This is a genomic window from Maridesulfovibrio bastinii DSM 16055 (assembly GCF_000429985.1).
Taxonomy (GTDB): Bacteria; Desulfobacterota; Desulfovibrionia; order Desulfovibrionales; family Desulfovibrionaceae; genus Maridesulfovibrio; species Maridesulfovibrio bastinii.
Genome location: NZ_AUCX01000036.1, coordinates 1 through 12,286, shown reverse-complemented (window position 1 = coordinate 12,286; position 12,286 = coordinate 1). Strand labels below are relative to the sequence as shown.

Annotated in this window: 9 protein-coding genes; 3 read left to right on the top strand and 6 right to left on the bottom strand. The window is 40.2% G+C overall.

What is annotated here, in order from left to right:
• The 6 genes from G496_RS19910 to G496_RS0114350 all read right to left on the bottom strand — a co-directional run.
• Positions 1-285: transposase (locus tag G496_RS19910; protein WP_034633448.1), on the bottom strand; the 285-nt coding region annotated here is incomplete at its 3' end.
• Between the two features lie 99 nt (positions 286-384).
• Positions 385-1,800, bottom strand: a complete 1,416-nt coding sequence (gene gltA / locus G496_RS0114370) for an NADPH-dependent glutamate synthase (RefSeq protein ID WP_027179884.1) — start codon at positions 1,798-1,800, stop codon at positions 385-387.
• The gene (locus tag G496_RS0114365; RefSeq protein ID WP_027179883.1) at positions 1,790-2,629 is read right to left on the bottom strand and encodes a sulfide/dihydroorotate dehydrogenase-like FAD/NAD-binding protein; all 840 of its coding nucleotides are present in this window, start codon (positions 2,627-2,629) and stop codon (positions 1,790-1,792) included. Before G496_RS0114365 ends, gltA begins: the two co-directional genes overlap by 11 nt.
• 194 nt (positions 2,630-2,823) lie before the next feature.
• On the bottom strand, positions 2,824-4,299 hold the full coding sequence (locus G496_RS0114360) for an aldehyde dehydrogenase family protein (protein ID WP_027179882.1): 1,476 nt from the start codon (positions 4,297-4,299) through the stop codon (positions 2,824-2,826).
• Positions 4,300-4,738: 439 nt separating this feature from the next.
• Positions 4,739-6,766: a sigma-54-dependent Fis family transcriptional regulator gene (locus tag G496_RS0114355; RefSeq protein ID WP_034633445.1), complete on the bottom strand. Its 2,028-nt coding sequence runs from the start codon at positions 6,764-6,766 to the stop codon at positions 4,739-4,741.
• A gap of 405 nt (positions 6,767-7,171) precedes the next feature.
• Positions 7,172-9,373 (bottom strand): molybdopterin-containing oxidoreductase family protein, encoded by a 2,202-nt coding sequence (locus tag G496_RS0114350; RefSeq protein ID WP_027179880.1) that lies wholly within the window; start codon positions 9,371-9,373, stop codon positions 7,172-7,174.
• A gap of 249 nt (positions 9,374-9,622) precedes the next feature.
• Here G496_RS0114350 and G496_RS0114345 point away from each other — a divergent pair, with 249 nt between their 5' ends.
• The 3 genes from G496_RS0114345 to G496_RS19905 all read left to right on the top strand — a co-directional run.
• On the top strand, positions 9,623-10,258 hold the full coding sequence (locus tag G496_RS0114345; RefSeq protein WP_245577937.1) for a TetR/AcrR family transcriptional regulator: 636 nt from the start codon (positions 9,623-9,625) through the stop codon (positions 10,256-10,258).
• 50 nt (positions 10,259-10,308) lie between these two features.
• A complete protein-coding gene (locus G496_RS0114340) occupies positions 10,309-11,964 on the top strand; it encodes an FmdE family protein (RefSeq protein WP_027179878.1) in 1,656 nt (551 codons plus the stop codon).
• A gap of 94 nt (positions 11,965-12,058) precedes the next feature.
• On the top strand, positions 12,059-12,286 hold a 228-nt coding region (locus G496_RS19905), incomplete at its 3' end, for a transposase (protein ID WP_034633443.1).

Sequence of the window (12,286 nt, the reverse complement as noted above, 5' to 3'; positions counted from 1 at the left end):
AAAACCAAGAAACCAGCGATAAGCCATATTGACTTGTATTTCTTTGACAAGACGCCTCTCACTGCGAATTCCAAATATATACCCAATAAATAACATCTTAAAAAGAACAACTGGATCAATTGCTGGACGACCATTGTTCTCACAGTAAAGATGCTTGGTCTTCTCTCGAATAAATGAAAAGTCGATAAACTTATTTATTTTTCGAAGTAAATGGTTTTCAGGAACCAGCTCTTCAATTGTTACTAGCTCAACAGTGACTTGCTTTTGATCAGATTTTTTTAACATGCAAATAATATAAAAAAGTCCCCGCCAAAAGGCGAGGACTTTGTCATCAATCTGAGGCCGCTTTAAAAGCGGCCTTTTATATTATCAGAAATTAAGGTCTTAGACTTTAAGCCTTTCAGCTATTGTTTTAGCTGCCCTACGCCCTGCCCCCATCGCAGAAATTACCGTTGCCGAACCTCCGACAATATCTCCGCCGGCAAAAACATTATGCAATGAAGTTTCACCTGTTTCAGGGTTGGCCATAATATAGCCCCATTTATTAAGCTCCAATCCCGGAGTAGCTTCAAGCAAAACAGGATTTGCACCTGTTCCGACAGCAATTATGACCATATCCACATCAATATCCTTAGTTTGCCCTGCTATGGCAACAGGTCTGCATCTTCCAGATTCATCTGGTTCACCTAATTCCATAATCTGCAAAGTCATTGATTTTACGTGTGAATTATCATCACCATTAATTGAAACTGGAGACGTTAAAAGTTCCATCTTAACACCTTCTTCAATGGCATGGTGAAGCTCTTCACGTCTTGCAGGGAGCTCATCAAGGGTTCGTCTATAAGTAATATAAACATTTTCAGCACCCAGTCGCAAAGCTGTTCGGGCTGCGTCCATAGCCACATTCCCTCCACCAACAACAGCAACATTTTTAGGATGCGGTGCCGGCGTATCGTGCTCAGGGAAATCATAAGCCCTGCCAAGATTTACTCTGGTAAGATATTCGTTAGAAGAAAACACACCAACTAAATTTTCTCCCGGAATATTTAAAAATTTTGGAAGACCGGCTCCTACTCCGATAAAAACCGCATCAAAACCATCATCAAACAAATCCTCAATTGTGATGGTCTTTCCACCTACCCAATTTGGGAAAAAGGTAACGCCTTTACTCCATAAGGCTCCAACTTCACGGGCAACAATTGATTTAGGAAGTCTGAACTCAGGAATTCCATATATAAGAACTCCACCAATTTCATGCAAAGCTTCATATACGGTCACAGGAACTCCACGAGCCGCAAGATATCCGGCCACAGTAAGACTTGAAGGACCGCCGCCTATACATGCTACTTTCACCTGATCATTGGGCAGGCTGCATGCAGTGTCACCAGTAATCATTTCACATACGGAATCACTGTCAAAATTATCAGCCACAAATCTTTCAAGGCGACCTATAGCCACAGGCTCATACTTTTTACCAAGGATGCATGATCCTTCGCATTGATTTTCCTGCGGACAAACCCGCCCGCAAACTGCAGGCAGTGCATTGGTCTGCTTGATAACTTTGTATGCTGAAGGAATATCACCTGAGGCCAGATGCCCAATGAAACCTTTTATATCTATTTCTACCGGGCAGCCTTTGCGACATGGAGGATTTTTACATTGTAGACATCTTTGAGCTTCAAGAATTGCTTGCTCACGAGAATATCCAAGAGCAACTTCGCTGAAATTTTTATTACGAACGTCGGCTTCCTGCTCGGGCATCGGAGTTCTCACAGGATTAATTTTTCTTTTAGTTCCCATATTGCCTCCTGAACAAATCCATTGAAACTCTTTCCTGCTCTTTATACTGCTTGAGCCGCATATTAAGCTCTTTAAAATCTACCTTATGCCCGTCAAACTCAGGTCCATCGACACATGCGAACTGAGTTTCACCGCCAATATTGCAACGACACGCCCCGCACATTCCAACACCATCAACCATTATAGAATTCAAACTTACTACTGTTTTTACGCCAAACGGTTTTGTAACCTTGGATACAGCTTCCATCATCGGTACAGGGCCGACAGCAACGACCTCTGCAACGTCTTTATCTTTTTCCAGTCGTTCACGAAGAACATCGGTAACAAATCCTTTTTGTCCGCAACTTCCATCATCCGTAGCTATTATGAGTTCAGGGCAGAATCCTCCTAGTTCATCACAAAAAAGGAGCAGATCTTTACTTCGTGCTCCGACTATAGCCACAACATGATTTCCAGCATTATGATGTCCTTTTGCTATATGATGCATTGCGGCTATACCTGTGCCTCCACCTATACAGATAACTGTACCGCATTTCTCAATATGTGTAGGCTTTCCAAGAGGACCGCACAAATCTAAAATGTTATCACCTTCATTCAAAGTCTCAAGCAGGGCTGAGCTTTTACCAACCACAAGATAAACAATTGTTATGGTTCCTGCGTCAGGATCTGTATCCGCAATTGTCAATGGAATACGCTCTCCCTTGTCAGTCACACGAAGAATTATAAAATTTCCCGGTCTCGCTTTTTTGGCTATTTGCGGAGCATCCAGAACAAGCATGCTGGTCTGTCCCGGTATCAAGGCTCTTTTTTTTATAATTTTATTACTCATTCTTATCACCGTAATGTTAGAATCATATAAAAAAATCAGGCCCTCATCCGCGTCTGAGGGCCTGATCGCGCTAGTAAATAATCTACAATATAAACGTGGCGAGGATGGTTGTTCGACAATTTATTTTGCAGAATCTTACTAGTTGTGTCGCAAACGCAATTCTGGTCTACATCAACTATTTATAAAACAACCGGCTAGTACAAACCAAACGGCTTTTCATCCATGCTTATGAATATGTTTTTTGTCTGACTGTAATGGGCGAGCATCATTTTGTGCGTTTCACGGCCGATTCCTGATTTTTTATATCCGCCGAAAGGACTATGAGCCGGAAGCTGGTTATATGTATTTATCCACATACGACCGGTTTCAACTTTTCTTGCCACTCTCATGGCGCAATTAATATCTTTGCTCCATACAGCTCCACCAAGACCAAACTCACTGTCGTTGGCCATAGCGATGACTTCATCTTCATCTTTGAATTTTATTACACAGACAACAGGACCAAAAATTTCCTGTTGAGCAATATCCATTGAATTATCTACATCAGCAAAAATCGTGGGCTTAAGGAAACTTCCTTTACCAAGTTCGCCTTCTGTAATCTTTGTTCCACCAGTGACGAGCTTTGCCCCTTCCTTCTTACCGGCCTCGATGCAGCCCATAACCTGATTGAGTTGCTTCTCATTAATAATGCTACCCATCATGGTATCTTCTTCCCATGGAAGCCCGACTTTAACGCTTTCAAATTTTTCAGTTATCGCAGCAAGAAAGCGATCGTAAATCTCTTCATGCACAAAGATTCTGGACCCTGCACAACAGACCTGTCCCTGATTGAATAAAATACCAAGCAGAGCTCCTTCTACTGCTTTTTCCCAAGGACAATCAGGGAAATAGATATTTGCTGATTTACCTCCCAGCTCAAGAGTGGCAGGTATAAGTTTTTTAGCTGCGGCATCCGCAATCATGTAACCGATATCAGTGGAGCCGGTAAAAGCCAGTTTACTGAACCCTTCATGCTCAAGAATATAATTTCCTGTTGATGACCCTCCCCCGGTTACGATATTTACAACCCCTGGAGGTAAGATTTTATCAATTATTTTAGCAAATTCCAGCATGCTAAGAGATGTTTCAGAAGAAGGCTTTATAACTACTGTATTCCCGGCAGCTATAGCTGGTGCAATCTTCCAGGCTGCCATTAAAAATGGAAAATTCCACGGAATGATTTGTCCGACAACACCGATAGGCTCGTGTAAGATAATGCTCATAGTATCTTTATCGATCATTGTTGCCGAACCTTCATCGGTCCTCACTGCACTGGCAAAATATCTGAAATGGTCTGAGGCGAGAGGTATATCAATATTTTTTGTTTCTCTAATCGGCTTGCCATTATCCAAAGTTTCAACCATAGCCAGTTTATCAGCCTCTGCATCGATGGCATCTGCAATTTTAAGAAGGTATGAAGCCCTATCCTGCGGTGAGATATCCTTCCATAATTCAAATGCTTTTTTTGCAGCTTCAACAGCCATATCGACTTCTTCTTTACCGGCATTCACACATGTTGAAAGTTGCTGACCGTTAGCTGGGCAAAATACCTTGAACGTCTTCCCTTCCTTATTCTCTATCCATTTACCGTCAATATACAGCTTGTAACTTTGATCAATTGGATTTTGCATAGGTATTCCTCTGAAGATGGTTACTGATTAAGAATCCACACTTTCAAACTGGCCAGCTTGAACTTGTACTTTAAACAGCAATTACGGTGCCATTAGGATTCATTTTAATAAAACTGCTTTAAACAAGGCTTTTGCGTTAATTCTATCCCCCAGTAGACTTTTTTATTCTGTTAACCTTAATGTGACACATTTAACATGTGTCACATTATATGGCACACATATGAGCAACAATTTAAGCGACCAAGCCTTAATTTAAATAAGCATCTACCCTTAAATACAAATAGAAACTATTACTATTAGTAAATTTTATAATTGAACAATGTGGATTATAAAAAAGCAGCATTATAAAAGTTAAAGCAGGGATGCTGCTAAAAAGATGATTAAACTGCTATAATAAGGACTTACTTAAATTATTTGTTTTCAATCAAATTGGTAAAAATTAACGAAAAAGTTGTTCCTTAGAAATTTTATAAAAATTCATTTTACGATATACAGTGTTGCGTGAAAGGCTCATTTCCTTAGCAACCCTGCTAATATTACCCTTGTGCGTAGTTAACAACTTTATAAGTAACTCTTTTTCAAGTATAAAATCAGACATTTCTTTTTTCTTGTGCTCATGATCATGGTTCGGATTAGGATAAAATGGTGAGGAACAGACTGCCGGAGCTTTCTGCATTTCAACTATCCTCGTAGGTAAATGTTCAATTCCGAGTTCAGTAGCTCCAAGATCAATACTGAGCATTTTTTCAATTACATTTTCAAGTTCACGCACATTTCCGGGCCAATCGTAACGCTGAAGGTGTTGCATCAATTTTTCGGAAACAGAATGGATACACCTTCCCTGACGCTGACAGATCTTTGCCAGTAAATGACTGAACAAATCACGAAGATCTTTCATCCTATCTTTTAATGGTGGAATCTTAACTCTTATAACATTCAGTCTGTAATAAAGATCTGTCCTGAAATTGCCCTTTGAGATCTCTTCGAGAAGATTTTTATTTGTGGCGCATACAAATCTTACATTTATAGGTATCAAATGGTCCCCACCAATACGGGTAATTTTTTTCTCCTGAAGAACTCGTAACAGCATAGCCTGCTGATCAATCGGCATGTCACCGATTTCATCCAGAAACAGCGTTCCGCCATCAGCCATTTCAAATTTCCCGGGTCGGCCTCCACGTCTAGCCCCGGTAAACGCCCCATCAGTATACCCAAAAAGTTCACTGGCTATGAGTTCCCTTGGAAAAGCAGCACAATTCATGGCAATAAAAGGTCCTGCAGAACGAGGGCTGTCATTATGAATTGATTGAGCGAAAAGTTCTTTTCCTGTTCCGCTTTCACCATAAATCAAAACATTGCTGGTACACTGAGCCGCTCCTTTTGCGGTATTAACAGCCTGCATAAGCTCTTCGCTTGAGCCAATTATGTCGGAAAAATTGAATGAAGCCTGAGCACCACTAAAATGGTTTACAAGTTTTTTTACATTTTTGATTTGATTAAGAAAAACTACGGCACCATCTGTTTTTCCATTATCACCCTTGAACGGAGTCCCTGTAATCAGGCAATGAAAAGAGCCCTTTGGAGAAGTAAGCATGAGTTCAACATCTGAATAGGAGATACCGTTATATAAATTATTCCATAATTCAGGTCTGTTACTCAATATTTCTTTTATCGACTGTCCTTCAGTATCTTCTCCGAAAATTTGTTTTCCAGCCTTATTTATCTGACTGATCACCCCATCCTTATCAGTAATCATTGCTCCATCTGACATTGTATGAAAAATCTGGTTCAGGCTGTGATTAATTTTTTTCAACTCATTATTTTTTTTCTTGATTCTTATCTGGCCACAGATAGCCTCAACCGAGGCAACCACCATTCCAAGTGTATGCAGATGGACCTCTCTGGAGGGTCCTGAAACTTGTAGAACCCCTATAATTTCGGATTGATCGTTAATTATTGGAGCAGCTGAGCATGTCCAACGATGTAATTTTGCACAATAGTGTTCTTTTCCTGATATCTGAATTGGAACCTTTAATTTAAGAGCAGTCCCTATTCCATTGGTGCCAACTTTTTCTTCATTCCAATTAGTCCCGGTCACCAAGTTAACTTTTGAAGCACTATATTTTACTTCGTGGTCACCAATACTTTCGAGAATAACCCCATTTTCATCAGATAAAAAAACAACAAGTTTAGATCCCGCTATAATCTCATAGAGTCTGTTCATAAACGGTCTGGCAATCTCAAGAAGCTCAGCATGACTGTTCCTGAGCTCATCAACTGTATGGCGGTGCAGAACCGATACCCCGCAGTTTCCAAAGGGATCAACCCGGGCTTTATAACATCTGACCCATGACTGAGAAATTTCAGGCCTGACTTTACCTGGTTCATGAGAACCCGTATGAACAAAATTCTCCCATGTTTCTTCCAGAGAAGTACTTAATGGCTCAAATTCTCTACTTGGATACATTTCTCCCAGCTCCTGCATAAAAAATCTAGAGATATAGATAATAATCAACCTAACAGTTGAAATTTTATTTATGCATTTAGCAAAGTACTACTCAGAAATCCATATCAGCTTTAAATATTTTTTAAAGTTTTATTTTTTAATATACATTTTATTTATTAAAAACAATATGTTGCAATATGTTAAAAATTGCATAATTTTGTATCATGCTCCACACCATCTACTTCAGAGCATACTTTTCATGTGTATATCTTTTCTATAAAAATAACACATTTTATAATAATTTCTAAGCTATTTAATTCTATTCCAGCTAAGTACTCTATTTTTAACTCATAAAAATTAAAAGAAAAGAGCGTTATGGAAATTAAATCCACAACGCTCTTCCAGCAAACAAATTTAAAATCAATCTTAAGACTGCTTTGTTGCCGTAGTTTCTTTTTCTACCCGGCACATTAGAGCTGAATGGGGCCAGCTTCCTATTTCCGGGCTACAAAATTCAGCATCATCAGGGCAGAGAACATTTGCATTTGATTCAAATACACCAAAAAGTTCAGGAAGAGTTGAAGACCTTTCTGGAAACCACCATGAATGCTGACAATCAACCAAATCAGGACCAACAGCATCTGAAACTTTTACTTTCTGCCTTATAGAACCAAGCGGAGTGGAAATTACAGCCCAGTCTCCTTCAACAAGGCCCAATTTATCTGCGGTTTCAGGATGAAGTGTAACCAGAGGATCAGGTACTTTTTTACGGGCTTTTTCTATCTGTCGCTGTTCAGAATGATACATTGGCATATAGCGACTGCCTGTAGTTAATATTAACGGATAATTCCTAGTTAACTCTTCATCAGCACTTTCAGGACTCCATACTGGTTCTCGATAAACCGGTAACGGCTCAGCTCCCAACTCTTCAAAGATAGAAGACTTTAGCTCAACTTTTCCTGAAGGCGTTCCAAATCCGAATTTTTCATATCGCTTATATTCACGCGCTCCGAAGAAACCATTCTGCTCACCCAGCTGTTTAAATGTAAGTCCAACAGGTTCAAGGCAGTAATCATAAACTTCTTCCATAGTTTCCCATGGCCAGAAATCCTTTTGTCCCAGTCTGAGTCCTAGGCCACGATAAAAATCATAGCTACTGCGCCTTTCCCCGATTTTATCAATTCCCTGTGGTCCAGCAACGCAAAATCCGCCAGTCAGCCACATTTCCGGCTGCTCAACAGTAGTTGCCGCCGGAAGAACATAATCAGCCATTGCAGCCGATGGAGTCATATAATATTCCATTACCACATAAAGTTTTAAGGCTTTCAAGGCTTTAAAAACCTTTTTAGTATTTGGTAAAGCTAATAGCGGATTGTTTGCCAGAGTGATTGCCGCGGTGACCGGGTATGGCTTACCTGTAAGTATAGCGTCCATAACCGCTCTTGCATGGGCTAAATTTGAATGCCAGGCTTCCGGGGGCATTACATAACCTTCAGGTAATTTCTTGCTCGCGGCAGAATTCATCTCCCAACCGGGAAAACCAAAAAAAGGATACTGATCAGCACCAAGCTGTTTTGCCCTTTGTTCAGCTGAGATCTGTTCATTCAGTTCAAGGAATTCCAGATCCCTGATTTTACCAACCTCACCTGCACAGCTGAAAATTTCTCCACCTGATATTTCAAGGTTACCAGTTATGGCCCTGAGAATAGCTTTGGCTCTTGCGCACTGAGTAGCATTAACACCCTGTTTGTCTATGCCTAAGCCAAATGGGATTACAGCCGGGTTTGACGTTGCATAAAGCCTGACTGATTCTATAATCAAATCAACAGGTATTTTGGTTAGTTCAGCTACTTTTTCCGGGGTGTATGATTCCACAGCCTCTTTCAGATCTTCAAAGCCTACTGTCCAGTTCGATACAAATTCACGATCATACAAATCATTAACAATAATATAGCGTATCCAGCCAAGCAAAAGGGCTAAATCTGTTCCAGGACGAATTTGAAGCCACAAGTCTGCTTTTTCAACCTCTTTAGTTTTTCTCGGATCAACAACAATCAGCTTAGCACCATTTTTACGAGCATGAAGTATCTGCGGATAAAGTCCGACAGGTTTAGACTTTGAAGCATTACAACCCCATAGGACTATACATTTTGTTGCCGGAACATCACTTGCCATTACCATTCCGCCATAGGTGGCGTACTCTGTGGCATAGCTTGGACACATGCATATAGTGTTTACCCCGCAAGTATTGGGGGAACCAAACAAATTGAAAAATCTCCTGCAATCCCAGTGATATGTTCTTTTTGTTCCATGAGTAAAGGTCAGGGTTTCTGCTCCAAACTGTTCCTTCAGTCCGGACAGCTTTTCCGCTATCTCATCAAGAGCCTGATCCCAGGTTATCCGTTCCCATTTACCTTCACCCTTTTCTCCAACACTTTTCAGCGGATAGTCGAGCCTTTGAGGGTGATAAAGATGATCAAGCATCAGGCGACCGCGTTCGCACAGGACTCCTCTGGAAATAGGATGATCAGGGTCACCGGTAATTTTAACAACTTTCCCGTCTTCAATATGCAACAGCATACCGCAACGGGGATGACAAAGACCGCAATAACTCCTTCTTATTTCCATTTGAGCCTCCTGATTTCAAATTTACAACAATTCAAAATAACCGATTTATGCTTTTCAGACAAAAGTTTTAATTCAAAATAGTGAAAACTTGGGAAGTTGGTATTTTTATAAATCCAACTTTCTATTGACCGTGAATTAATATTGACTCATAGTCAATATTAATTCGACTTCAAGTCAATATTAATTTTAGCATAAGAACTTTTAGATCAATATTAACTAAAAAGTATCAATTATTAAAAGGTATTGGAGATGGAACAGGAAGTAAATGGCAAAACTCAAAACAAGAATGCAAGCCATAATAAACGAGGGGCACCTAAAGGACCTAGAAAAGCCAGCGCAAGGCGGGCAGCCCTTATTGCTGCGGCAGAAAAAATTTTTACCGAAAAAGGATATGAAGCAGCTACTATGGACGAAATAGCTGCGTCCGCAGGTTTCGTAAAAGGCACACTCTACCATTATTTTTCAAACAAGGCTGAATTACTTCAAGCCCTGAGAATTGAATTTGACAGAAAAATAACTGCTCGTATTCTATCAAATGTAAACAAAATGCCAACCGACGACTGGCACGGACGTATAAGGGCGTGGATAGAAGCTGCGGTAAAATCATACTTTGAACTCAATAAAATACATGACGTTGTTATTTATGGTTCAGGAATGCCGTTTAGAAATGCTATGATAGATTCTAAAATCACAAATGTTCTTTCCGAAATAATCCATAACGGAGTTACAGCAGGTGCATGGAATGTTGAGGACTCACGCTGGACAGCAGTCATGATGTTTTACAGTTTTCGTGGCGGATGTGATGAAGTAATGATTGGGACTCAGGATGCTGACTGCATTGTTGAAAAGCTAAACAATCTTTTTTTAAGAATATTAGGCATATAAAAAGACCTTAAATAGATAATTAAAACATAATTAAAAGTCGGGATTTTGAAATGAATATTGAAGATTATACTTTTGAAGAATTTAAAGCTCTAGCCAGAAATTTTCACGGCTATGCAGCTCCGGGGCTTCTGATCGGTGGGTATATGGTCGCAATGGCAAAAAGGAATCTACCTGAAGGAACTCTTTTCGAGGCGATAGTTGAAACAAACAAATGTCTTCCAGACGCGGTCCAACTTCTGACACTTTGCAGCACTGGTAACAACTGGATGAAAGTAACAAACCTTGGACGTTACGCCCTCTCTCTCGGAGATAAATATACCGGTGCAGGTTACAGGGTCAGCATTGACCCGATACAACTGGAAAACTATCCTGAAATTCGGGACTGGTTTTTTAAAAAAAAGGCTAAGAAGGACCAGGATATAGTCAGGCTTGAAACTGAAATTGAAAATGCCGGCGATAAAATATGCAAAATTGAGCAAGTTACAATCAAAAATCATTTTCTAGGACACAAACCAATGCAGGCAATTGAGGTTTGCCCGGTCTGCAAAGAGGCTTATCCTGTATGTGACGGTCCTATATGCCGTGGATGTCAGGGACAGGCCCCCTATTCTCTTACAACCATGACAGCACAGCCTGACAATAATATAAAAATCGTACCTGTTGATCAGGCAGTCGGACAACAGACAGTCCATGACATGACCAGAATAGAGCCGGGACATTTCAAAGGACCTGAATTCAAGGCAGGACAACGGATTTCCATCGGGGATGTCTGTCGCCTACAGCAGATGGGACGTTTTCGTGTCGCTGTGCACAGTGAAGCTGAAAAAAGACACGATGGCAGTTCTAAAAGTATGCGACATGAAAATGAGGTGGCAGAAAAATTTGCTGCCCGCATGGCCGGAAACGGAATAAATTATGAATTACCACCCCATGAAGGTAAAATTGATTTTACGGCAGAAATAAATGGACTTCTTTGTGTGAATTCAAAAAAAATGAAAGAATTCAACCTTGTTCCACAGGTTATGGTTGCCTCAAGACATGATGGTACCGTTATTAAAGCAGGAAATAACTTTGCAGGAACTCGCGCTATACCGCTTTTCTTACCTGATGATAATTTTCAAAAGGCAATGGAAGTGCTCGGTGATGAGCCACTTTTTAAAATTCTTCCACTTAGAAAAGCTAAAGTGGGTATACTGGTTACAGGCACAGAGGTTTTTAAAGGAATAATTAAAGACAAATTTATTCCGGTCATAACTTCCAAAGTTACAGCCTATTCATGCTCAATTGTAAAAAGTGTTATTGTACCAGACGAAAAAGAAGCCATGCATGAAGCTATTATGGAAATTCGTTCTGCCGGTGCAGATATGCTGATAACCACAGGCGGATTGTCTGTTGACCCCGATGATATAACCAGACAGGCTTTATTGGAAAATGGACTGACTGATGTACTTCATGGTGTCCCGCTTTTGCCTGGGACGATGAGTCTTTTAGGAAGACTTCCAGAAAATAAAGAATATGGTTCACTTCAGGTTCTTGGAGTACCTGCATGCGCTTTATATTATAAAACTACATTCTTAGACGTTATCCTTCCAAGGTTGCTTGCTGGAAGAGAAGTAACCCGACTTGAATTGTCGTCTATGGGCGAGGGAGGGTATTGCCTATCCTGTAACAGATGTACATGGCCCAAATGCGGTTTTGCCAAATAGATTTTACATATTAAAAAGGCTGCGAGTTTCCTCGCAGCCTCAGATTGATGACAAAGTCCTCGCCTTTTGGCGGGGACTTTTTTATATTATTTGCATGTTAAAAAAATCTGATCAAAAGCAAGTCACTGTTGAGCTAGTAACAATTGAAGAGCTGGTTCCTGAAAACCATTTACTTCGAAAAATAAATAAGTTTATCGACTTTTCATTTATTCGAGAGAAGACCAAGCATCTTTACTGTGAGAACAATGGTCGTCCAGCAATTGATCCAGTTGTTCTTTTTAAGATGTTATTTATTGGGTATATATTTGGAATTCGCAGTGAG